This is a genomic window from Pseudoalteromonas sp. SG43-1, assembly GCF_014164415.1.
Taxonomy (GTDB): domain Bacteria; phylum Pseudomonadota; class Gammaproteobacteria; order Enterobacterales; family Alteromonadaceae; genus Pseudoalteromonas; species Pseudoalteromonas distincta.
Genome location: NZ_JACJFD010000015.1, coordinates 25,798 through 48,025, shown reverse-complemented (window position 1 = coordinate 48,025; position 22,228 = coordinate 25,798). Strand labels below are relative to the sequence as shown.

Here is a 22,228-nt window from a genome sequence, read left to right as displayed (position 1 = left end):
TGTAGTACGTCTACAAAATAACTATAAAATCAACCTCGAATTCTTTTGTACTTTAGGTATATACTCACTTCATTATAAAAGCTTTAGGGATAGTTAAATGGCCGATAACTTTCGCGTTATATTTGCAGGACTTGCCGATAACGTTGACATAAAAACAGCGTGCGCAAACTTAGCTGCAAAATTAAAAACGTCAGATGAAAAAGTAGCTCTTTTTTTTAAAGGTAAGCCGCTGTTTGCGCCAAGCGATAAAGACAAAGCGTTAAAACAGACTAAGTTATTAGCAAGCCTAGGTATTAAAAGTAAGCTGCAAGCTGTTTCAAATGCGATTCAAAATAGCTCCCCCGCAGCTGCAAATAACAACCAACGTGATGAACGTATTTTTGATGCACTTGATTACATCACTAGCAGCTTAATACGCCTTGAAGAAAAGCTAGATGAGCTAGAGCAACGCCTTCCTGAAGCTCAATTAAATACACCAGACGAAAGTGTAGACGAATGGCAAAATGATGACCTAATGCTAGATGAGGATTTAGCGACTCCTAAAAAACGCAGTAACTTACTTTTATATTCATTGATTGCAACTGCCACCATTTTGCTAGTCGTACTGGCTGTTTTTTTGATTTTTCCCGATTTATTCTCTTTTTAAAAATGGCTAATTAGTTTAATGAGCAATAAACGCGCACAAATAAGAGCTGAAATTCGTAACACCCGTAAAAACTTGTCAAATAATCAGCAAATAATTGCTGCGCAATCGCTAAAAATGAATTTTATTCAACACTTAAAAAGCGAAAACACAACGAATTCAAAGCATATTGCCATTTATTTAAGTAACGACGGAGAACTAGACACTTCATTGTTAATTAAAGAATTATGGAACTTAAACCACGTTGTTTATCTACCTATAATACACCCATTCAATGGCGCTAATTTACTATTTCAGCGCTATGAGAAAAACTCACCCATGAGGGCAAATCGCTATGGTATCTTGGAGCCTAAGCTGAACTGCTCTCAAATATGCCCATTACCAGCGCTTGATTACCTCCTTATGCCATTAGTGGCATTTGATAAACAAGGTAATCGCCTAGGAATGGGAGGTGGGTTTTACGACCGGACATTGGCGCGTTTACACGAACAAAATTGGCAAAAACCACAACTAATTGGCCTTGCACATGAATGCCAAAAAGTTGATGCTCTACCAATCGAGTCATGGGACGTACCTCTTAAAACCATTATCACCCCAGATAAAACATACTGTTGGTAACATTTAATTTTGGTTACTAACCGCATATTTCTGACATACATGAGCACAAAGCAATGACACAAGACGAATTAAAAAAAGCAGCTGCCTGGGCAGCACTCGAGTTTGTAAAAGAAAACACCATTGTAGGTGTCGGTACAGGCTCTACTGTTAATCACTTTATTGATGCCCTTGGCTCAGTAAAGGACACTATTGTAGGCGCTGTATCAAGCTCAGAAGCGTCAACTGCACGTTTGGAAGCGTTAGGTATTGAAGTGTTTGAACTTAATAACGTTGATGCTTTAGATGTATACGTTGACGGCGCTGACGAAATAAACGCTCAAAACGAAATGATTAAAGGCGGCGGCGCAGCGCTAACACGTGAAAAAATAGTAGCAGCAGTTGCAAAACAGTTTGTGTGTATTGTTGATGACACAAAGCTGGTAGATACATTGGGCGACTTCCCGCTTCCGGTAGAAGTTATTCCAATGGCGCGCAGCTACGTTGCACGAGAATTATTAAAACTTGGTGGTGACCCTGTTTATCGCCAAGGCGTAGTTACCGATAATGGTAACGTTATATTAGATGTATTTAACTTAAAAATTACCAATGCCAAACAACTTGAAACACAAATAAATTCAATTGTTGGCGTAGTTACCAACGGCCTATTTGCGATGCGAGGTGCTGATAAAGTGATTATCGGTACCAAAAATGGGCCACAAATTAAATAGGATGAGGTTATGAGTAAGGTATCGTTAGCAAAAGACAAAATTAAAATTCTCTTGCTTGAAGGTGTTCACCAAAGCGCTGTTGAAACGCTAAAACGTAACGGTTACAGCAATATTGACTACGTTAAAACATCCTTACCTGAGGACGAGCTTAAAGAGCGCATTAAAGATGTTCACTTTGTAGGACTTCGTTCTCGTACTCATATTAACCAAGCCGTATTAGACTCAGCTGAAAAGCTAGTTGCTATTGGTTGTTTTTGTATTGGTACAAACCAAGTTGATTTAGATGCAGCACGCGAACGTGGTATTGCTGTATTTAACGCTCCATTTTCTAATACTCGTTCAGTTGCTGAACTTGTACTTGGCGAAATTCTACTTTTATTACGTGGTATTCCAGAGCGTAATGCAGCGGCTCATCGTGGTGGCTGGTTAAAAACAGCAAATGGTTCGTTTGAAGCACGTGGTAAAACATTAGGTATTATTGGCTACGGTCACATTGGTACTCAGCTAGGTATTATGGCTGAAAATATCGGTATGAACGTGGAGTTTTACGATATCGAAGATAAGTTATCACTGGGTAATGCAACACAAGTTCATAACCTTACTCAGCTGTTACAACGCTCTGATATTATTAGCTTACATGTACCAGAAACACCGCAAACTAAAAACCTTATTGGTACAGCAGAACTTGCAGTTATGAAGCAGGGGTCTATTTTGATCAATGCATCACGCGGAACTGTTGTTGATATTGATGCTCTTGCAGAAGCGCTTACAGAGAAAAAACTAAGTGGTGCAGCAATCGATGTGTTCCCTACTGAGCCAAAATCTAACGATGAAGAATTTGTATCGCCACTGCGCCAATTCGACAATGTTATTTTAACGCCGCACATTGGTGGTTCTACACAAGAAGCACAAGAAAACATTGGTATTGAAGTAGCAGGTAAACTGGCTAAATATTCAGATAATGGCTCAACTATTACTGCGGTTAACTTCCCTGAAGTATCACTGCCTGAGCTTGCTAATCGTAGCCGTTTATTACACGTACACCACAACCGCCCAGGTGTATTAACGCAAATTAACCAAGCGTTTGCACAGCACGGTATTAATATTGCTGCGCAATACCTGCAAACAGACACATCCATAGGTTATGTAGTTATTGATGTAGATACAGATCAATCTGAAGTAGCACTTAAAGAACTAAGCGCTGTTGAAGGTACAATTAGAGCGCGTATTTTACATTAATAAATACTTTTTATATTAAAAAAGGGTCCTTATGGACCCTTTTTTGTATTTAGATTACATATATTTTCTTAAATATTTTTTGAATACCGGATCTGTTGCAGCCAACTCTTTTTGCTCAGCTAATATCTCTTTCAAAATAGCACCTGAGGTAAGCGGGTTAGCAAGAACCACTCTAAATACAACTGTAGGTTGATTATCGTATTTAGAAGGCGTTAAACGAGTACGTGATACAAATGAGCGACCAGACTCTCGCTGACGTTTTTGCATACTGGCAGTAAAACGATTCAATGAAGCAAAAATATCTAACCGAGTTGCAGCATCTGCATCGGTTATTGCTTGTTTAATTTGCTTAGGTACATAACGATACGTTAATAAGCACAATTCTGGTTCTGAAATAAGCTCAAAGTCTTCATCAGCTTTAATTAAATCAGCAAAATAATGTGCTTTTTTGATGCTTCGATCAATTAGCATTTCGTAACCTTTACGACCAATAACACGTAAGCAAGCATGTACTAACATTGCCATACCAGGTCGGCTGCCTTCAAGCGTGTGGCTACCTAAGTCTTTTGAACCTTTACGTAATATGTATTCAGCGTGATGTTCTATTGCATCAGTTGCAGCGGGATCTTTAAATAAAACTAAGCCCGCTCCCATTGGTACATACATTTGTTTATGTGCATCGATGGTAATTGAATCTGCTCGCTCAATCCCTTTTAGTAAAGGACGATGCGTGTTCGATAAAAGGGTCGCTCCTCCCCATGCAGCATCTACATGAAAATGGCAGTTAATGTCTTGTGCTAAGTCGGCCATTTCATCAAGTGGGTCAATATTACCGGTTTCGGTTGTACCCGCTACCCCAATAATCGCCATTACTTTAATGCCTTGCGATTCAAGCTCACGTGCTTTTTCGCGCATAGCTCCTACATCAACTTTATTATTTTCGCAGGTTTTAATACCAATTAAGTTATCGCGACCAATACCGAGTAAATCAACTGATTTACCTAATGAGTAATGTCCGCGTTCTGATATTAATACTGCTAAACCTTTATAGCCGTAATGCAGCATACCGGCAATTAGGCCTTGTGCGCCAATACCTCTAAAATCACCATCGGGTTTTAATAAGCGGTTTCGCGCAATCCAAAGCGCAGTAATATTAGCAACCGTTCCACCTGAGCAAAATGCACCTAATGAGGTTTTAGCACTGTGCATCCATTTAGAATAAAACGAATCTTCTTGCCCATAAGCTAAATGATGCATCATTCCAAGCACTTGACGCTCAAGAGGCGTAAACGCTTTAGATGTTTCTATTTTTACTAGATTTTGATTTAGCCCTACCATCAATTTTGACAGCGGTAATAAAAAGTGCGGCAAGGCAGAGGTCATGTGACCAATAAAACTAGGCGCAGCTGTATGCACAGAATGTGCAACAAGTTGCTCCATTATGTCTTGGGCATAAGCAGAGACAAACGTTGGATCTTCTGGGATCACTGCCGATTGAAAATCTTTTTCTATTTCATGTAATGGTTTTTCAATTGCCGCTATATTTTCGTTTAGAAAACCTGCTAAATTACTCGAAATTTCAAGCTCGATTTTGCTTAAAGTTGAGTCTGGCGCTTCAGGTACAGTAAATATACGCTTAAGGCTTTCTTTAGAGGCGACGGCACAACGCTTTTGATCCATCTTAATACCTAGTGTGTGTGTAGCTAAAACACGCGCTTACCGATCAAAAACGCCTACTTATTAGGACATTTGGAGCAATCGTGTTTCTTTAAAAATTGCGCTAACTTTACTGCAATATAACTAAAATGTCTCGTTTAAACCTATAAAAGCAATCAAAGCGATGACAAAAAAATGATAATTTAGGGTCTATTTATCTTTCAAGGTTAAATTTTCAGCAGCCTGTTTGGTATTTAGGCAAGGCAGCGCCTATGTAGTGTGGTTATTCCCCATAAATAGGCGATAACGTAGCATTAATGCCAAACAGGCGCTGCCCAAAGGGTTCTGCCTAGGGTCTATTTACTCTTTGTTGCTCGGTTTTTACTTAGACCACTAGGTTACAAATCTCGCGCCGCGATTAAATCCCCCCTAGTTTGAACAAATTATAATCCGCAAAGATAAACAGACCCTAATTAAAACTCTACCAAACCTAATTATTTATTGGGCATTTACTTATTTTGGGTATAATAAATTTGATAACAAAAAAGGGACACATATGCCAGAAGGAAGAGTCAAAGTTAGTTGGATAGTGGCAGGCTTTAGCTTGTTTTTAATAAGCTTGCTAACCTACGTTTACTACACTTACCAAACCACGCGTGCTGAAATAATGCAGTCGGTTGATAATCGCTTACTTAATGCCGCCACCAGCGTTAAACATATTTTAGGTGACGATTATTTAAGTGCGGTTAATCAAGGCGATAATATAAGTTTTTCTTACTATCAAGATAAAAGTAAACAACTCTCTGAGTTTGCTCAAGCACTTGATATTGCCTATGTCTATTCAATGATTTTAAAAGACGGTAAGGTGCTTTTTAGCTCATCAAGCTACACGCAAGACGATCAGAATAATGGCAAGGTAACTCAATTTTTAGATCTCTACCCTGAAGCTACCGATGCAAATATAAGTGCTTTTTATTCAACAGAGCCAGTATTTGAAATATCGAGCGATCAGTGGGGCCACTTTAAAACAATTTTTATTCCTTACGTTGACCCAATCAACGGCAATACCTATTTAACGGGTGCCGATATAACTATTTATGATTTAAACGAGAAACTTAAAGAAAGCGTATCAAAAGCAGCTGCAATGGCTAGCTTCTTCTTTTTTATCGCGATACTCGTTGCCGCCATATATATTTATTTACTAAAACGGTCTTTAGCAACTGACTCAAGTACTGGTTTTTCAAATCATATTGCACTTGAGTATTTTATTAAAAAAAGTAATGCACATCACATGCAATTAGCCGTTATTTGGGTTAATGAAATAGAAGATATAAACAGTTTTTACGGCACGGAAGTGGGTGACAAGGTAATGAAAAACTTACTTATTCACTTTAAACTTAGAAGCTCTACGCATTGCCATATATACAGACTAGCAACAAATAAAATAATATTACTCGCGCCTAAGGAAATGAGTAATGACGAATTTACCGACCTCGTAAAAACATATAACTTTAATACACCGGTGTTAACTGACCCTTTTATCTACATAACCCTATGTGCAGGCATTGCCAGTGGTAATAAATCGCTACTACTTGAAAACGCTCATATAGCAGCGCTGCAAGCTAAACAAGGCAGGCATAGTGTAGTTAACTACTCAAAAGCGCTACACGATGTAAAAACGCAATATCAATACAATGTAGAAATGGCTAAAGAAGTGCGAGAAGCGTTTGATAACAATCGTATAGTGCCTTACTTTCAACCCATTATTGACACAAATACCAATAAGGTCGTTCAATACGAATGTTTAGCTCGAATGGTAACAGCGCAAGGGGAAGTATTAAAACCTGATGCATTTTTAAATGTTGTTACCCGCTCAAGAATGGACGGAATACTTACCCGTACTATATTTTCACAATGTGTTAGTCGCTTTAGAAAAACCGATATTTGCTGGAGTTTAAATATAACAGCACAAGATATGCTCGACCCTAATTTAAGTGAGTTTATTGCGGACGAACTTAAGCGCTACCCGCATCCTGGTAATATCACATTAGAGCTTTTAGAAACCCAAGCTATTGCCAACTTCTCTGAAGTAAAAGCATTTATTGGCATGGTTAAAACGAAAGGCGTTAAGGTTATTATTGATGACTTTGGTAGTGGTTATTCAAATATATCAAACGTACTTAAGCTTGAAGTAGATGGTATTAAATTAGATGGCGCACTAATAAAGCAAATAGTGAATGACAAAGATATCTACTTGTTTATTGAGCATATAGCCAGCTTTGCTAATCAACTTGGTTTACAATTAATGGCAGAATCGGTAGAAAATACAACCATAGTAACCGCACTTAAAAAGGCGAATGTGACACTAATGCAAGGCAATTATTTTGCCCACCCAGTGCCACATGTTAATACGGTTACAGAAGAATTAGCACTTTGACTTACTTTAACCAGGGCGTGTTGATCTTTGTGGATTGAAATTTGTTCAATCTAGGGGCGATTAAATCGCGGCGCGAGGTTTGTAACCTAGTGGGCTAAGTAAAAACTGAGCAACAAAGAGTTAATCGTCCCTAGAAAGAACCCAAAGGGCAGCACATGTTTGGTCTTTATGCTGCGTTATCGCCTATTTATGGGGAATAACCACACTACATAGGCTCCGCCTTGCCTAAAAACCAAACATGCTGCTGCAAAATCAATCACGAAAGGTCAACACGCCCTAGGTAAGTTTATAACGAGTCGGTGGCTTTGCTGGCCACTGGCCCAGTATTTACGCTCAAAAGGCGTAATTGCATCGTCTGACTCATAAAGTGTTACATCGCAAGGGTTGCCTGTTAATTCAAGCGCCCGAGCAAACTCCTTAACGTAAATATCCCAATTGCTGCGCACTTCTAATTTTCCACCTAACTTAACGATAAATGGAAAAATAGCTGCGCCATGCCAGCGCCTACGAATATGCTTAGATTTAGGCCACGGGTTTGGATACAACAAATAATGGTGCGTAGGTTGCCAATTGGCGGCTACCGCTAAACGCCAAAAGTCATTTAAATCTGCTTGCACTAAGATGTACTGACCACTGTCGGTTTGCTTATATTCAACATCATGCTTATCTAAGCGGTGCGAAGATTTATCAATTCCAACTATAAGTGCATCAGGGTGGCGCTTAGCTAAGTTAGCTGAGCTTTCACCCACGCCACAACACGAGTCCAAAATAAGCGGGCCACTAAAGGCTTGTACTTTAGCATTAACCTCGTCAAATGCAGTTTGCGTATGCGCTGCTATTGGCTTTTTAAATTCAGCATCTAAGTGCTTATTTACTATTTCATCAAGCTTTTCGTGAATACCCGCTTGATTAGATACAATACTACGTGAATTTGCATCACTCATTAGTGTCTTAGCCCCACACCTTTTTTAATTAAAGTTAGCGCTAAAGTAAATAACACCGTAATAAACACCAAAATAACACCTAGCGCTACACTTAAATCAACATCCGACACACCTAAAAAGCCATAGCGAAATGCATTTACCATGTAAATAATAGGATTTATTTGCGATACGTTTTGCCAAAATTCTGGCAATAACGTTATTGAATAAAATACACCGCCTAAGTAAGTTAATGGCGTTAGTATAAAGGTGGGAATAATGCTTATATCGTCAAAGCTATTTGCGTAAATTGCATTAATTAAACCACCTAAAGCAAACACAGCTGAGGTTAAAATAACGGTCGCCATAATTACAAAAATATTATGAATTTGAATATCAACAAATAACAACGATACACAAGTAACTATAAAGCCCACCATAATACCGCGCGTCATACCGCCGCCCATATAACCCAGTACAATGATGTAATTAGGCACAGGTGCAACTAAAAGCTCTTCAATGCTTTTTTGAAATTTTGTTGAGTAAAAACTAGAGGCTACGTTGGAATAGGAATTAGTAATAACCGACATCATTATAAGGCCAGGTACAATAAACTCCATATAACTAAAGCCGCCCATATCACCAATACGTGAACCAATTAAGTTACCAAAAATAACAAAATATAAGCTCATCGTAATTGCTGGCGGCACTAAGGTTTGTACCCAGATACGTAAAAAACGAATACACTCTTTAATCCATAAACTCTTTAAGGCTACGCCATATTTAAACATTTATTCGCCCCGCCCTTGCTCTAGTAGTCCTACAAATAACTCTTCTAGTCTGTTTGCTTTATTTCGCATACTCAATACTGTATTTCCTTGGGTTGTTAATGCGCTAAATACCGCATTTAAGCCCTGTGATTTAGCGACTTCTACTTCAACAGTATGATCGTCCGTCATCGTAAACTTATAACCTTCAAGCGTGACAGGGTTTGCTGGCATTTTTAAATCTAAAATAAAGGTTTCTTTATCAAGTTTTGCAAGCAGTGCTTTAATGGTGGTGTTTTCAACAATTCGACCAGAATCAATAATCGCTATGTTTTTACACAGTAACTCAGCTTCTTCAAGGTAGTGTGTGGTTAAAATAATAGTAACGCCTTGCTCATTTATTTGGCGTAAAAAATCCCACATTGAACGACGAAGTTCAATGTCTACACCCGCTGTTGGCTCATCAAGTATAAGTAATTTTGGCTCGTGCATAAGGGCGCGTGCAATCATTAATCGACGTTTCATTCCGCCTGAAAGCGTACGTGCTTGCTTGTCTTTTTTCTCTAACAAACCCAGCTGCGCTAAATATTTATCAGCACGTTTATGGGCTTCACCACGTGGCACACCATAATAACCGGCTTGGTTAACCAGTATTTGGCTAAGCGTTTCAAACTGGCTAAAGTTAAACTCTTGCGGCACTAGGCCTAAATGCGCTTTTGCAGCTTCTAAATCAGTATCAATATCACAGCCAAAAACTTCTACTTTGCCTTTTGTTTTATTAACAAGTGACGAAATAACACCAATAGTGGTTGATTTACCGGCTCCATTTGGACCAAGCAAAGCGAAAAAATCGCCCTCTTCAACTTGTAAATCAACGCCTTTAATTGCCTCAACACCATTTTTATAAACCTTGGTAAGGCCTTCTATATTTAAAGCAATATTTTGCTTATTCATTACTTACCCTCACCATAACCCCAACGTTTTGTTAGGTTATGCTCAATATTTAAATGATCTAAAATTCTCGCCACCATAAAATCAACTAAGTCTTCGATACTTTGTGGCTTATGATAAAAACCAGGGGCGGCTGGCATAATTGTTACCCCTAAACGAGATAACTTAAGCATGTTTTCTAAATGAATTTCGTTAAATGGTGTTTCGCGAGGCACTAAAATGAGCTGTCCGCGTTCTTTAATTACCACATCAGCGGCGCGTTCTAATAAATTATCAGACGCCCCCACTGCAATTGCAGAAACCGATCCGGCACTACATGGGCATACTACCATTTTTTTAGGAGCAGCAGAGCCCGAAGCCACAGGACTAAACCAGTTATCTTTACCGTATACTTTTAGTTGTTCAGGTTTGGCATTAAACAGCGTACTTAACTGCTCTGTGGCTTTATCTTCATTTCCAGAGAGCTTAATATTTGATTCTGTATCAAGCACCACGCGTGCTGCACTTGAAATGAGAACGTAGACCTGAAATTGCTGCTCTAGTAATACTTCAAGTAACCTAAGCCCATAAGGCGCACCCGATGCACCACTAAAAGCGAGCGTAATTCTATCTTTAAATTGCACACTATTCTCCGCTGTATTTATCAGCTAAGCCATCAACAAGGTGTTGATGAAGGCCATTAAAGCCGCCATTGCTCATAATTAAAATATGCTGATTAGGCTCAATATTTTCAAGCACCGTATCAATAATTGTTTGCGTGCTGCTAAAGCACTGCATGCCTGCTTTATCTGCTTGCTCTTTTAGCGACCAATTTAGATTCTCTGGTTCAAAAAGGAGTACGTTGTCAGCATCACGCAGTGAATCTAATAATGTATATTGGTGCACGCCCATTTTCATGGTGTTTGAGCGCGGCTCTAAAATAGCGATAATTTTTTCATCGCCTACTTTTGCGCGCAATCCTGCAAGCGTAGTTTTAATTGCTGTTGGGTGATGCGCAAAGTCGTCATACACTTTAATATTATTTATATCCGCTTTTAGCTCCATACGCCTTTTAGGGCTAATAAATTCTCCTAACGCATCAATACTATGATCAACAGCTATACCCACATGGCGCGCTGCTGCGATAGTCATAATCGCATTTTTAACGTTATGCTCGCCTATTGCTTGCCAACAGACAGTGCCCTGCTTTTCGCCATTAAGTAATACATTAAACTCACTTCCATCGGCTTTTATTAATTCATAGCTCCAATCATCGCCTAGCGTTTCGCTTTCGCTCCAAAGCCCTTGTGCTATTACGTCATTAAGCGCTACGTCTTGCTTTGGCCAAATTACCTTGCCGCTTTGAGGTAATGTACGCATTAAGTGATGAAATTGTTTTTTTATTGCGTTTAAATCTTCAAAAATATCAGCGTGATCGAATTCAAGATTATTTAAGATAAGTGTACGCGGGAGGTAATGCACAAACTTACTGCGCTTATCAAAAAAAGCAGTGTCGTATTCATCTGCTTCAATAACAAAAAAAGGCGTTTCACCCACTTTTGCCGATACACCAAAATTTTGCACTATGCCGCCAATTAAAAACCCTGGTTTTAAACCTGCGTACTCTAACACCCATGCAAGCATACTTGCTGTGGTTGTTTTACCATGCGTACCAGCAACCGCAAGTACCCAAGAATCTTGCAGTAAGTTATGCTTAAGCCATTCAGGGCCAGATGTATAAGGCAGGCCTTTATCAAGCACATATTCAACACACGGGTTACCACGGCTCATTGCATTACCAATAACGACCATATCTGGCTTTGGCTCTAATTGAGATACGTCGTAGCCTTGAGTCAGTTCAATGCCAAGCTCTTCAAGTTGCGTACTCATTGGTGGGTAAACGTTTTGATCGGAACCCGTTACTTTATGACCCAACGATTTAGCAATGGCTGCAATACCGCCCATAAACGTGCCACAAATGCCCAAAATATGTATATGCATATACTTTCCTTAAATCGTATGCTCACTTTACAGCTATGCAAAGTTTAATGGCGCTATAATGCCAAAATTCGTGCTTAGTTACCATTGCGAGTAAGCATTTCACTCGTGCCAAAATGACCACTTGATAATAAAAAAGCCTTCTTAATTAGAAGGCTTTTTTATTAGTCATTATTTGCTACATCATTAAAAATACTATCAAACCTATACCGAGCAATAAACGATATATCACAAATGGCAACATGCCCATTCGCTCTATTACTTTTAAAAACATAAATATACATGCATAAGCCGATAAGAACGATAGCACCACACCTAGTAATAATGTATTCCAATCAACCACATGGTCACCCAAAGCAAGCTCTGCAGTATAATAAAGCCCCATCATAGAAATAATTGGAATTGCCAGTAAGAACGAAAAACGCGCTGCGCTTTGCTTATTCATTCCAAGCATTAAACCAGCAGTCATCGTGATACCTGAGCGAGAAGTTCCCGGGATCATTGCAACAGCTTGTGCAAAACCAATAATAAGTGCTGTTTTCCAATTAAGCTGATAAATAGTTTTAATTTGCTTACCTTTTGCATCCGCGTACCAAAGCAATAAACCAAACACAATTGTGGTAGTAGCAATTACCCAAGCGCTTCGTAGGTACAACTCTATAAAGTCTTTTAAAAGTAAGCCTAAAATAGCGGCAGGCACAGTGCCTAAAATTATCCACCAACCTAGCTTACTATCATCACTAGTACCCTGTGCTCCAAAGGATTTAAACCACGCACTGAGTATGTCGACGACCTCTTTGCGAAAATAAATAACAACGGCAATTAAAGTACCAACATGTACTGCCACGTCAAACGCAAGCCCTTGATCTTCCCAGCCTAAAATTTGCGATGGGAGAATTAAGTGCGCAGAACTAGAAATTGGTAAAAACTCAGTAAATCCCTGTATGAGGGCTAAAATAATTATTTCGATGATACTCATGGGTTAGAAAACTCCACCTTCCATAGCTTTTGTTGAGGGTTATTATATTCATTCCATAACTGCGCAATCGTTTGTTTAGCTACAGGATGATAGAAATCTGGGGCAACCTCGCTAAGAGGTTGTAATACAAATGCGTTTTTAGTTATTTCATCTCGTGGTAATTGTGCTGGAGAAGCGCAAATTACATCATCATAAAATAGTAAATCTAAATCGAGCGTTCGTGGACTAAACTTTTTATCGTTCGCTGTGCGTCCATTATCACGCTCTATTTGTTTTAATAAAGCGCATACATCAACAAGCGACATATCAGTTGTAGCGCCAACGACTGAATTATAAAAATTATTGCCAGCAAACCCTACTGCTTCACTTTCAAAAACAGACGAGTGTACAATATGTTCAAAGTGCTGCTTAAGTGCAATTAATGCACATTGTATATAATGCGCTTTATTTATATTTGACCCTAGGCTGATATAAATTTGAGCCATTTAGTCAGTTGCCTTAACACGTGTAATTTCAACACCTACAGTTTGCGCTTGTGCTACTGCTGCTGGTTTACTTACTCTTATAGTAACTTGTGGAGTATTAAACTCGCTTAAAATAATATGCGCTAATTGTTCAACTAAAGTTTCTAGCAACTCTACAGGTTTTAAAGTGCAGTGCTCAATAACTCGCTCACTTACTTTTGAGTAATCCAGTGCTAAATTAATATCGTCATTTTCAGCTGCAGGCTTAATATCGCTTAGCATTTCAATATCAAAATAAAGGCTCTGTTTACTTTCTTTTTCAAAGTCGTACACTCCAATAATAGTGTCGACGTGCAATTGAGATATAAAAACCTTATCCATTGATACTCCAAATAACAACAAACTACTAAGCAACTATACTAAGCATCAATAAAATTAATACTGTATATGGTTTAGCCAGTGTTTAAATATGTAAAAATAACTTCTACAATAGCAAAATAACTAAACTAGCTATTAAATAGCCTGTTAATAATTTTTACGATAAATTTTGCTGTCAATAATAGCCTAAAAGCACTATCAATTGGTATAGCAATTAAAAAATAAGGAAGCGCGTGTTAGCCTCTATAATGTTTGTTTTAGCTTATTTACTTGGGTCGATTTCGTCGGCTATTTTAGTGTCGCGGTTGTTCAAACTTCCAGACCCTCGTAATAGTGGTTCTAACAACCCAGGAGCTACAAATGTCTATAGATTAGGCGGAGCATTTCCGGCTTGCTTGGTTCTGGTGTTTGATATTTTAAAAGGCACTATTCCGGTATGGGGGGCTTATTTTTTAGAAGTTGAACCTTTAGAGCTTGGTTTAGTCGCAGTAGCTGCTTGTTTAGGCCATATGTACCCACTGTTTTTTAGCTTCAAAGGCGGTAAAGCCGTAGCAACGGCATTTGGCTCATTATTACCTATTGGCTTATCATTGGCTGGTTTACTTGTGTGTACTTGGTTAGTTATAGTGGCAATAACACGCTATTCATCACTGGCGGCGCTTGTTGCTGTATCTCTAGCGCCCTTGTATACATGGCTAATAAAGCCACTTTATACTCTTCCCGTTACTTTTATCACGCTGTTAATTATATTTCGTCACCGTACTAATATTATTCGATTATTTAGTGGGGAAGAACCAAAAGTGGGTGCTAAAAAAGCACCCACCGATGAAAACAAAAATATCTAAAATATGAGTCATTAAATCGGCTCAAGGCTATCTATAGGCCAACGAGGTTTTGTTTTCATATCAAGCGTGGCAAATTGCCCTGCTTTTAAACGTTGCATTCCGGCATAAGCAATCATTGCACCATTGTCGGTACAAAATTCAGTACGCGGATAAAACACTTCGCCTTTCATACCCTTCATTACGCGTTCAAGCTGCAGTCGAAGCTGTGTATTTGCACTCACACCACCGGCGATGACCAAACGCTTAATACCTGTTTGTTTAAGCGCACGCTTACACTTAATAACGAGCGTATCAATAACCGCCGTTTGAAATGCATGCGCTATATCAGCTTTGGTTTGATCGTCGTCGTCATTTTCACGAATCGTGATTGATGCCGCTGTTTTTAAACCACTAAAACTAAAATCAAGTCCTGGCTTGTCGGTCATAGGGCGAGGAAATACAAAACGCTTTGCTACGCCTTGTTCGGCCATTTTAGCTAAGCGTGGACCACCGGGGTAATCAAGACCAAGTAACTTAGCCGTTTTATCAAAGGCCTCGCCTGCGGCATCATCAACTGACTCACCTAGTACTTCGTATTGTCCAATACCTGCTACTTTAACCATCATGGTATGACCGCCCGATACAAGCAATGCAATAAACGGAAACTCAGGGGTATTTTCCTCAAGCATCGGAACAAGTAAATGCCCTTCCATGTGATGTACTGCTACCGCAGGTATATCCCAGCCGTATGCTAATGAGCGACCAATAGACGTACCTACCAATAATGCACCAACTAGACCTGGGCCTGCAGTATAAGCAATACCGTCTAAATCTTCAGGGCCACAACCTGCTTGCGCAAATGCTGCATCTATAAGTGGTAATGTTTTACGAACATGATCGCGCGATGCAAGTTCCGGCACTACACCGCCGTAATCAGCGTGTACTTTTACTTGGCTGTATAATTGATGAGCTAACAAGCCTTTTTCGTCATCATATATTGCAATACCCGTTTCATCACATGACGATTCAATGCCTAAAATTCGCACTGTACTTCTCCTGCCTTTTAAATTCTACTTTGCTTCTTTTATAACGTAAGACCAATATTTGTTTGGCCATCTTCAAGGGCAAACTTTTTAAGTGCCTTTACGCTATCAGAGGTAATACGCCCCATATTTTCTACAAAATCAATTAGCTCACCTAATACTTCAATTTCGTACTGCATTAATGGGTGCTCTCTCACTGCTGTGTTATCAGCAATCTCACCTTCAACCGTCATTTGATATTCAATAAAGCGAGCCACTGTTGCTTGAGATATTTTGCTCACACTAATGAACTCTTGCTCATCTTGCGCCACTAAACCGTGCATTAAGCTAAGTAAAGACGTTGCAGCATCAATAGCAGGATAAGTACCAAACATATCAAAATCAGCAAGTTCAGGAACATTTGGCTCTATTTTTTCAACTTGTTTTTCGAGATCTATTTTACTTTTAGGCAGTAATATTTTTTCCCAACAAACATTAAGCGAATTACGTAATAAGGTTTCATCACCAAAACCCGTTGCTTCGCTAAATAAACCGTAATTTGGCAGCATTCGCTCTATTAAAGCACTTGCTAAGACGGCCTTTTGTAAATAGTTAAGCTCTCTAATACGCTGAAAATTATTTGCTTTAGTCATTCTTTAACGTCTCACACGACCAACAAAAATCAAATGTTGATCCATTATGCTCATTACAATTAGGGCATACCCAATCTGGAGCGGATTGTTTTACTTGTTGATAGTTTACCAATATTTGCCGCGCATGGCGCTCTTTTATCGCATAAACCTGCACACTAACTTGCGCCTGATCATATGGAATTTCTCCAAGCGCCCCTTGGAGCATCTCGCCTTTAATTTTACACTCTATTCCAGCAGTTTGTATTAAGCCTTTTACGATATTCGCTTCCAAGGTATTTTCAGCTTTATAAATTGTAACCCATTGAAAAGAGCTATCTGTTGAATTGTTATTATTAATATTTTGCAATATTCACCTCATTTATTTTGTGTTAACAATATCCTGCGCTAAATTATTAGCATGCTGTACTTTTAAGGAATAAACATGACACTAACAACCCCTGGCTTACTTTTTCCGGCCATATCGCTGCTATTACTCGCCTATACAAACCGATTTTTAGTTTTAGCGCAATTAATTAGGGAGCTAAATGCGCGTGAAGGTGAATCTATTCGGCCTGTTGTAGTGGCTCAAATCACTAACTTACGTAAACGTATTAAGCTAATTAGAACGATGCAAGTGTACGGGGTAGCCTCTTTTCTACTGTGTACACTATCAATGTTTGCATTATTTATTGAGTTTAATGCCACAGGAATTATTTTATTTGGCATTAGCTTAGCTTGCTTAAGTTTATCGTTATTAACGTCTTTATTTGAAATACATATTTCCTGTGATGCAATCGAGATAGAACTACAAAGCATTGAAAATAAACCACTAAGTAGCCGAATAAATAGAAATTTTGTAAAATAGTTTATTATAAATAAAACACTCTATTATTTGTCACAATCATGTTGTACGAACGCCCCTTTTTGGGGCGTACTTTTTTATTAATTAGAACAATTTAATCCAAATATACTAACTAACTTACTGACTACAAATAAGTTTACTTAGCTAGCCCATTGCAAAAACATAGATAAAATACAATAAACAACTAGTTATGAATTTAAAAAGTAATACTATTTGGTCGCTTTTCTCTTTAATTAATACTAAAAGGGGGGTATCCTGCTGGAAACACGTATGAACTTGCAACCGTATTTCAATATAGAATTTTACTAAACTTTAGAATAAAAATTAATATATTTGATGTCCGTGGTATCTGCGACTTACTTATAAAAAGGGACTATAAAGTGAGATTTGAACAATTAGAGCAATTTGTAGCACTTGGTATATTACGTCATTTTAGACAAGCTGCTGAACAAACCCAAATTAGTACTTCAGCGCTAACGCGCAGCATTCAAACACTTGAAGATGAAATGGGATATGAGTTAGTAAAACGCTCAACACGCTCTGTTAAATTAACGCCAGAAGGCGAGCTTTTTCTAGAATATGCTAAAACAACCCTATCGGAACTTGAGCTAACGAAAAAGCGGATTTTTCAATCAGTAAACGGTAATGCCAATGAAAAGCTCGTTATTGGGTATACCAATAAGGCAAGCAGCATAGTACCTATTTCTTGTGGACAGTTTTTAGCTCAATACCCTCATATAAAAATTGAGATGCAGCTACAAGATCAGCAAGAGTTAACACGCAAACTCCAACAAGGTGAAATAGACATTAGCGTATACTCTCAAGCTATTAATAGTATTGGCAGTGACATTCACTTACCTGATCAGCTTGTGTTATTTGTTTCAAAAAACCACCCTCTTGCCCATAAAAACGATATAAGTAAACAAAACCTTGATAACTATCCGATGTTTGGCTGTTTCTCTGAGTCTAAACAAGTACAAACTATGCTTAATGAAGCAATTGATTCTTTAAATAAATCATCAAGTATTAAAGTGGGCAGTATTGAGCAAGTAATGGCAGGTGTAGTTAAATCAGATCATTTTGCTATTGCAAGCATTGAACATGCTAATGCAATCGCAGAGAATTCTGAATTAGTACAACTTAAAACAAATAAAGATTTAAACCACGAACAACTCGTTGTACAAACAAGCCAACAGACGTCGATTACTGAACATGTAGAGCATTTACTATCGCTTATAAAAAAAGCGGGTGCTGCATTTAGCTAATCTGATGTTTCAAAAAGTGCGGCACAATAAACAGTAGCTTTTAACAGCTTTTCGGCTACACTGTCGCACCTTTTTTAAACAGCTGATGTGAATGAACACACTTTTTGGTCCTGATGTCTATTTAGATGATATAGAACGCCAAGGATATACCGTAATTCATAACGCGCTTATTGCCGATTTAGTTAACGATTTAGTTGCAGACTGCCACCGTATAAACCCTCACTTTAGCCTTGCTGGTATTGGTCGATTAAATGACTTACAAATAGATAAAACCGTACGTACTGATAAAACCTATTGGTTTGACGGCAGCTCTCAAGCACAGCTTACCTATCAAGCAATAATGCAAAGTATAAAGACCACGTTAAATCGCAGTTTTTTTATGGGGTTATTTGATTACGAATGCCATTATGCAAAATATACACAGGGTGATTTTTACAAAAAGCACTTAGATGCATTTAAAGGTCGCTCTAATCGAGTATTTACAACGGTACTTTATTTAAATACGCCTAAGCAAGGTGGCGAACTTGTTATTTATAAACCTAAAAGTAAAGAGATAGAAATAACAATTAAACCAACTGCTGGCACATTAGTAATGTTTGAAAGCGAACGCTTTGCCCACGAAGTACTTCCCGCCGTTGACGATCGCTATTCTATTGCAGGCTGGTTTAGAAAAAACGCCTCTATTAGCGGCATTATTGATCCGCCCCGATAACTCCTAATAGAGCATTTTAACAGCCTTTATTGAGGCTTTTAAAATGCTATTGGGTATGAAAGTAATAACCCTATAAAGATAGCCAAACCCACGTAATGATTATTTAAAAACGCTTTAAAACAGGCATCTCTTTCACGTTTATGAATAAGCGTTTGTTGGTATGCCAATAGGCCCGCAGCAATACTTAAACCAACGCCAAATGCGACACTTAAATGATTGCTTATACCAATAAAAGCAACCAACGCTATAAATACAGCATTAAGTAAAAAGATAATATGGCGGTCGTATTTACCAAATAAAATAGCGGTTGATTTTACCCCTATTTTTAAATCGTCGTCCCTATCAACCATCGCATACATGGTATCGTAAGCCACTGTCCAGCAAATATTGGCTATAAATAATAACCATGCCTGCTTTGGTAGTGCATTAATTGAAGCCATATAAGCCATAGGAATAGCCCAACCAAATGCAGCCCCTAAAATAACTTGAGGTAACTGTGTATAGCGCTTCATAAAGGGGTAACAAAAGGCTAAAGCCAAAGCACCAAAAGAAAGCAAAATAGTATTGACGCTAAGCATTAATACTAAAATGAACGCAATAACTATGAGTAGTAAAAATAGGCTAAGTGCTTCACCACTACTCACCTGTCCTGAAGCTAGCGGCCGTTGAGCTGTGCGTTTTACCGAGCCGTCTATTTTTCTATCTGCAAAATCATTAATTACACACCCTGCGCTACGCATAACAACAACGCCCAGCGTAAATATAATAAAGTTGAGTAAGCTCGGCACCCCACTATTAGCAAGCCATAAAGCCCAGTATGTTGGCCAAAGTAATAACAAGGTACCAATGGGCTTATCTATACGCATTAACTGTATATAATAAGGAATATGTTTTGGCTTTAAAGCGGCTAATTTCATGAGTATAAATATGCTCCAGGTAAAAACACTTCACACACTAAAAACTTATATTCTTTGAGTGAGAATACACTTCGACGCCCTAGTAAGTTTTTCTCGGGTAAGTTCAATTTTGTAACTAATTGCTGAATAGGGTGCGTGTCATCAAAATAAGCAATTTCTATATCCGTTCGTTTTAATGCTGGGTCTTGAAAAATCACATCACCTAAAGGACGCTCGCCCATATTGTGCAAAGGATTAATAGAATCATTTTTAGGAAGCCAGCTTTGTGCGTACACCACAGGTTTGTTATCGCACAGTAAGAGAACTTCTCTATTAATAGCTGTTTTAGCTGTGCTGTTTAGTAGTAAGTTTTGCTCTGGGCTTAAAGTAAATAACTGCTCACTTAATACCTTTACATTAAAAGTTTTTGAGTTACTTTTTAATTTAGCCGTTAATGAATTCTGTTCAAAAAGCCACTCTTGCTCTAGAGGAGATAAGTCACTTATATAAGAAGTGGACTGCCAATTAGCAGATATAGACAGAGGATAAGTAATCACAATAGCTCAACAAAATAAAAAACAACGAGATGATACCATTGCCAAAGCTTTTGAAAAAGTGATGTTTTATAACCATAAATAATTGCTTGGCGCTGTTTATTACCTACTATTAAGTATAAACTATTTGTAACAAGTTTTAAGAAACGCTTTAAATATGAAAAAAATAGTATACGCAGGTCTTTTTACGTTCTTTGTAAGCGTTATAAGCTTTACAGCTCGTGCTGAATCCACAGTTGGTTATTTTGGTTTTGAGCCAGATATAATCACCAACTACATTGGCGCATCAAGTAAAAAAATGGGCTATGTGCGTGTAACTATTGATTTAATGCTTACTGACACTTCTGATATTGCAGTGGTTGAACACCACACGCCATTACTTCGTGATGCCCTAGTAGAGATTTTATCTAAAGAACCAGAAGAAAAAATAAAATCACTTACTGGCCGTGAAGAAATACGTGCAAAGTGCGCCGAAAAACTAAAAAGCCTGCTAAAAGAAGAAACAGGACAAGAGATCATCCGTGAAGTCTTGTTCACTAAATATTTATATCATTAGTATTTAACGTTTTGCGTTAAATATTTTGGCGGTATAGGCAAAAGCCATACCGCTAAGTAACCCACCTAAGTGCGCCCAATTAGCCATACCTACAAACAATACATCAGCAAACCCAAGCACTAACCAAATCAACATAAAGCCAACAATAGCCGTACTTACAAGCGCAGGCTTGTTAGGATTTAAAAAGCTATGAATCCAGCAAAAACCAAGTAGCCCATACACCACACCACTCAAGCCGCCAAAATTGGGGCCAACCATTAAGTATTGTGCCCAATTACTTATAAGTGCAGTTACTAAAAACAAACCTATTAGGGTGAGTTTTCCGCATTGTTTTTCGATATTGTCACCAAGCGACATCCACCAAATTAAATTAAACACTATATGCATCGCGCTAAAATGTACGAGGGCGGGCGTTAACCAACTTAAAGGCTGCGTAGGTTTAAACTGCATCATGGTGTAAATGGTCTCAAAACCACCTAGTAAAAAAGCAAAATAAATTATAACGCTTACAATACTTACGGTTTGATTTAACCAGCTAAGCGCTTTAAATCGCGTCATTAGATTAAGTGATTGCCCTTGGTATTTAAGCGGCGATTGTGTGCTACCTACATCCCATGAAGCTTGTTGATAGCGTTCATGGTTAGGGTTTTGTGTAAATTCGGCCCATAAAGGTTGTATTTGATGAAAATGCTCAGGCGCAACACTAATAATGACATTGCTACCATCTGAGGAGCTTAATTGTCCTTGTAAACCTTGGCTTTTTAAATAATCTATAAAGCCCTGTGCGGCGCGCGGGTTATTTAAACTGCCAAGCTCTATCATCGCTCTACTTTCTCGCTGTAAGCAGCTTCCCAAGCTGTAAAGCCGCCATCCATACTGTAAACGTCTTCAAAACCTTGCTCAACTAAGTAGCTAGCTGCGCCTTGTGAGCTCATACCGTGGTAGCAGACAATAATAATTGGCTGATCGAATTCTTTTTCCATCATAAATTGTGCGATATTACCGTTAGAAAGTGCTTCTGAGCCTGGAATGCGACCGGCTTGATACGAATTAGGATCGCGAATATCTGCAATTACCACGTCTTCTTTATCTAAAAGCTCTAACGTTTGCGCTATAGAAATATGTTTAAATGCCATTAAAATCTCTTTAATTAATAGTATAAAAAAGGC

General features: G+C 38.4%; 26 protein-coding genes. 10 read left to right on the top strand and 16 right to left on the bottom strand.

Annotated elements, in window-relative coordinates:
- Positions 1-97: 97 nt before the first annotated feature.
- Genes H5159_RS11765 through serA form a run of 4 tightly spaced genes read left to right on the top strand, consistent with a single transcriptional unit; the run spans position 98 to position 3,207 of the window.
- Positions 98-646, top strand: coding sequence for a hypothetical protein (locus H5159_RS11765; RefSeq protein WP_024595234.1), 549 nt, complete (start codon positions 98-100; stop codon positions 644-646).
- A gap of 18 nt (positions 647-664) precedes the next feature.
- Entirely contained in the window at positions 665-1,261 is a 597-nt protein-coding gene (locus H5159_RS11760; RefSeq protein WP_002958978.1) for a 5-formyltetrahydrofolate cyclo-ligase, read from the top strand.
- A 53-nt stretch (positions 1,262-1,314) separates the two neighbouring features.
- The gene (gene rpiA, locus H5159_RS11755; protein WP_002958979.1) at positions 1,315-1,968 is read left to right on the top strand and encodes a ribose-5-phosphate isomerase RpiA; all 654 of its coding nucleotides are present in this window, start codon (positions 1,315-1,317) and stop codon (positions 1,966-1,968) included.
- Positions 1,969-1,977: 9 nt separating this feature from the next.
- A complete protein-coding gene (gene serA, locus H5159_RS11750) occupies positions 1,978-3,207 on the top strand; it encodes a phosphoglycerate dehydrogenase (RefSeq protein WP_182780325.1) in 1,230 nt (409 codons plus the stop codon).
- A gap of 54 nt (positions 3,208-3,261) precedes the next feature.
- Here serA and panP read toward each other — a convergent pair whose 3' ends face one another.
- Positions 3,262-4,887 (bottom strand): pyridoxal-dependent aspartate 1-decarboxylase PanP, encoded by a 1,626-nt coding sequence (gene panP / locus H5159_RS11745; protein WP_024604063.1) that lies wholly within the window; start codon positions 4,885-4,887, stop codon positions 3,262-3,264.
- 532 nt (positions 4,888-5,419) lie between these two features.
- On the opposite strand from panP, the gene H5159_RS11740 reads away from it, so the two are divergent.
- Positions 5,420-7,300, top strand: coding sequence for a GGDEF domain-containing protein (locus H5159_RS11740; RefSeq protein ID WP_182780324.1), 1,881 nt, complete (start codon positions 5,420-5,422; stop codon positions 7,298-7,300).
- Positions 7,301-7,566: 266 nt separating this feature from the next.
- On the opposite strand, the gene H5159_RS11735 is transcribed toward H5159_RS11740, so the two are convergent.
- From H5159_RS11735 to folB, 8 genes are all read right to left on the bottom strand, one after another.
- On the bottom strand, positions 7,567-8,244 hold the full coding sequence (locus H5159_RS11735) for a tRNA (guanosine(46)-N(7))-methyltransferase TrmB (protein ID WP_024603594.1): 678 nt from the start codon (positions 8,242-8,244) through the stop codon (positions 7,567-7,569).
- Positions 8,244-9,011, bottom strand: coding sequence for an ABC transporter permease (locus H5159_RS11730; protein WP_002961025.1), 768 nt, complete (start codon positions 9,009-9,011; stop codon positions 8,244-8,246). The genes H5159_RS11735 and H5159_RS11730 overlap by 1 nt, the downstream gene beginning before the upstream one ends.
- Complete coding sequence (locus H5159_RS11725) at positions 9,012-9,941, bottom strand: ABC transporter ATP-binding protein (protein WP_024595485.1); 930 nt, start codon at positions 9,939-9,941, stop codon at positions 9,012-9,014. It lies immediately after the preceding gene.
- The gene (locus tag H5159_RS11720; RefSeq protein WP_002961027.1) at positions 9,941-10,561 is read right to left on the bottom strand and encodes a flavin prenyltransferase UbiX; all 621 of its coding nucleotides are present in this window, start codon (positions 10,559-10,561) and stop codon (positions 9,941-9,943) included. The genes H5159_RS11725 and H5159_RS11720 overlap by 1 nt, the downstream gene beginning before the upstream one ends.
- Before the next feature lies 1 nt (position 10,562).
- Positions 10,563-11,918, bottom strand: coding sequence for a UDP-N-acetylmuramate:L-alanyl-gamma-D-glutamyl-meso-diaminopimelate ligase (gene mpl, locus H5159_RS11715; RefSeq protein WP_182716855.1), 1,356 nt, complete (start codon positions 11,916-11,918; stop codon positions 10,563-10,565).
- Positions 11,919-12,093: 175 nt separating this feature from the next.
- Positions 12,094-12,894 (bottom strand): undecaprenyl-diphosphate phosphatase, encoded by an 801-nt coding sequence (locus H5159_RS11710; protein WP_182716854.1) that lies wholly within the window; start codon positions 12,892-12,894, stop codon positions 12,094-12,096.
- A complete protein-coding gene (gene folK / locus H5159_RS11705) occupies positions 12,891-13,379 on the bottom strand; it encodes a 2-amino-4-hydroxy-6-hydroxymethyldihydropteridine diphosphokinase (RefSeq protein ID WP_024604057.1) in 489 nt (162 codons plus the stop codon). Before folK ends, H5159_RS11710 begins: the two co-directional genes overlap by 4 nt.
- Positions 13,380-13,739, bottom strand: coding sequence for a dihydroneopterin aldolase (gene folB / locus H5159_RS11700; protein WP_024604056.1), 360 nt, complete (start codon positions 13,737-13,739; stop codon positions 13,380-13,382).
- 230 nt (positions 13,740-13,969) lie between these two features.
- On the opposite strand from folB, the gene plsY reads away from it, so the two are divergent.
- Positions 13,970-14,581, top strand: a complete 612-nt coding sequence (gene plsY, locus H5159_RS11695) for a glycerol-3-phosphate 1-O-acyltransferase PlsY (RefSeq protein WP_182735916.1) — start codon at positions 13,970-13,972, stop codon at positions 14,579-14,581.
- A gap of 11 nt (positions 14,582-14,592) precedes the next feature.
- Here the strand turns inward: plsY and tsaD are convergent, their stop codons facing one another.
- Genes tsaD through H5159_RS11680 form a run of 3 tightly spaced genes read right to left on the bottom strand, consistent with a single transcriptional unit; the run spans position 14,593 to position 16,581 of the window.
- Positions 14,593-15,606, bottom strand: a complete 1,014-nt coding sequence (gene tsaD, locus H5159_RS11690) for a tRNA (adenosine(37)-N6)-threonylcarbamoyltransferase complex transferase subunit TsaD (protein ID WP_182780323.1) — start codon at positions 15,604-15,606, stop codon at positions 14,593-14,595.
- Positions 15,607-15,644: 38 nt separating this feature from the next.
- Positions 15,645-16,235: a YjaG family protein gene (locus H5159_RS11685; RefSeq protein WP_002961040.1), complete on the bottom strand. Its 591-nt coding sequence runs from the start codon at positions 16,233-16,235 to the stop codon at positions 15,645-15,647.
- Positions 16,228-16,581: a DUF2007 domain-containing protein gene (locus tag H5159_RS11680; protein ID WP_002961041.1), complete on the bottom strand. Its 354-nt coding sequence runs from the start codon at positions 16,579-16,581 to the stop codon at positions 16,228-16,230. The genes H5159_RS11685 and H5159_RS11680 overlap by 8 nt, the downstream gene beginning before the upstream one ends.
- 75 nt (positions 16,582-16,656) lie before the next feature.
- On the opposite strand from H5159_RS11680, the gene H5159_RS11675 reads away from it, so the two are divergent.
- From H5159_RS11675 to H5159_RS11665, 3 genes are all read left to right on the top strand, one after another.
- Entirely contained in the window at positions 16,657-17,079 is a 423-nt protein-coding gene (locus H5159_RS11675; protein WP_002961042.1) for a DUF2721 domain-containing protein, read from the top strand.
- A 377-nt stretch (positions 17,080-17,456) separates the two neighbouring features.
- Positions 17,457-18,341, top strand: coding sequence for a LysR family transcriptional regulator (locus H5159_RS11670; RefSeq protein ID WP_182720489.1), 885 nt, complete (start codon positions 17,457-17,459; stop codon positions 18,339-18,341).
- A 91-nt stretch (positions 18,342-18,432) separates the two neighbouring features.
- Positions 18,433-19,053 (top strand): 2OG-Fe(II) oxygenase, encoded by a 621-nt coding sequence (locus tag H5159_RS11665; protein ID WP_002961046.1) that lies wholly within the window; start codon positions 18,433-18,435, stop codon positions 19,051-19,053.
- Between the two features lie 38 nt (positions 19,054-19,091).
- Here the strand turns inward: H5159_RS11665 and ubiA are convergent, their stop codons facing one another.
- Positions 19,092-19,970 (bottom strand): 4-hydroxybenzoate octaprenyltransferase, encoded by an 879-nt coding sequence (gene ubiA, locus H5159_RS11660; RefSeq protein ID WP_182780322.1) that lies wholly within the window; start codon positions 19,968-19,970, stop codon positions 19,092-19,094.
- Positions 19,967-20,506, bottom strand: coding sequence for a chorismate lyase (locus tag H5159_RS11655; protein WP_002961048.1), 540 nt, complete (start codon positions 20,504-20,506; stop codon positions 19,967-19,969). The genes ubiA and H5159_RS11655 overlap by 4 nt, the downstream gene beginning before the upstream one ends.
- A 154-nt stretch (positions 20,507-20,660) precedes the next feature.
- Between H5159_RS11655 and H5159_RS11650 the strand changes: the two genes are divergently transcribed.
- Entirely contained in the window at positions 20,661-21,059 is a 399-nt protein-coding gene (locus H5159_RS11650; RefSeq protein WP_002961049.1) for a flagellar basal body-associated protein FliL, read from the top strand.
- A 3-nt stretch (positions 21,060-21,062) separates the two neighbouring features.
- On the opposite strand, the gene glpG is transcribed toward H5159_RS11650, so the two are convergent.
- Together glpG and glpE are read right to left on the bottom strand one after the other, a co-directional pair.
- Positions 21,063-21,881, bottom strand: a complete 819-nt coding sequence (gene glpG, locus H5159_RS11645) for a rhomboid family intramembrane serine protease GlpG (RefSeq protein ID WP_024595695.1) — start codon at positions 21,879-21,881, stop codon at positions 21,063-21,065.
- A complete protein-coding gene (gene glpE / locus H5159_RS11640; RefSeq protein WP_010554397.1) occupies positions 21,878-22,195 on the bottom strand; it encodes a thiosulfate sulfurtransferase GlpE in 318 nt (105 codons plus the stop codon). The genes glpG and glpE overlap by 4 nt, the downstream gene beginning before the upstream one ends.
- Positions 22,196-22,228 lie beyond the last annotated feature (33 nt).

Coding starts and splice junctions, on each gene's coding strand:
- H5159_RS11765 (WP_024595234.1), top strand. CDS start 98: ATGGCCGATAACTTTCGCGTTATATTTGCAGGACTTGCCGATAACGTT.
- H5159_RS11760 (WP_002958978.1), top strand. CDS start 665: ATGAGCAATAAACGCGCACAAATAAGAGCTGAAATTCGTAACACCCGT.
- rpiA (WP_002958979.1), top strand. CDS start 1,315: ATGACACAAGACGAATTAAAAAAAGCAGCTGCCTGGGCAGCACTCGAG.
- serA (WP_182780325.1), top strand. CDS start 1,978: ATGAGTAAGGTATCGTTAGCAAAAGACAAAATTAAAATTCTCTTGCTT.
- panP (WP_024604063.1), bottom strand. CDS start 4,887: ATGGATCAAAAGCGTTGTGCCGTCGCCTCTAAAGAAAGCCTTAAGCGT.
- H5159_RS11740 (WP_182780324.1), top strand. CDS start 5,420: ATGCCAGAAGGAAGAGTCAAAGTTAGTTGGATAGTGGCAGGCTTTAGC.
- H5159_RS11735 (WP_024603594.1), bottom strand. CDS start 8,244: ATGAGTGATGCAAATTCACGTAGTATTGTATCTAATCAAGCGGGTATT.
- H5159_RS11730 (WP_002961025.1), bottom strand. CDS start 9,011: ATGTTTAAATATGGCGTAGCCTTAAAGAGTTTATGGATTAAAGAGTGT.
- H5159_RS11725 (WP_024595485.1), bottom strand. CDS start 9,941: ATGAATAAGCAAAATATTGCTTTAAATATAGAAGGCCTTACCAAGGTT.
- mpl (WP_182716855.1), bottom strand. CDS start 11,918: ATGCATATACATATTTTGGGCATTTGTGGCACGTTTATGGGCGGTATT.
- H5159_RS11710 (WP_182716854.1), bottom strand. CDS start 12,894: ATGAGTATCATCGAAATAATTATTTTAGCCCTCATACAGGGATTTACT.
- folK (WP_024604057.1), bottom strand. CDS start 13,379: ATGGCTCAAATTTATATCAGCCTAGGGTCAAATATAAATAAAGCGCAT.
- folB (WP_024604056.1), bottom strand. CDS start 13,739: ATGGATAAGGTTTTTATATCTCAATTGCACGTCGACACTATTATTGGA.
- H5159_RS11685 (WP_002961040.1), bottom strand. CDS start 16,235: ATGACTAAAGCAAATAATTTTCAGCGTATTAGAGAGCTTAACTATTTA.
- H5159_RS11675 (WP_002961042.1), top strand. CDS start 16,657: ATGACACTAACAACCCCTGGCTTACTTTTTCCGGCCATATCGCTGCTA.
- H5159_RS11665 (WP_002961046.1), top strand. CDS start 18,433: ATGAACACACTTTTTGGTCCTGATGTCTATTTAGATGATATAGAACGC.
- ubiA (WP_182780322.1), bottom strand. CDS start 19,970: ATGAAATTAGCCGCTTTAAAGCCAAAACATATTCCTTATTATATACAG.
- H5159_RS11650 (WP_002961049.1), top strand. CDS start 20,661: ATGAAAAAAATAGTATACGCAGGTCTTTTTACGTTCTTTGTAAGCGTT.
- glpG (WP_024595695.1), bottom strand. CDS start 21,881: ATGATAGAGCTTGGCAGTTTAAATAACCCGCGCGCCGCACAGGGCTTT.
- glpE (WP_010554397.1), bottom strand. CDS start 22,195: ATGGCATTTAAACATATTTCTATAGCGCAAACGTTAGAGCTTTTAGAT.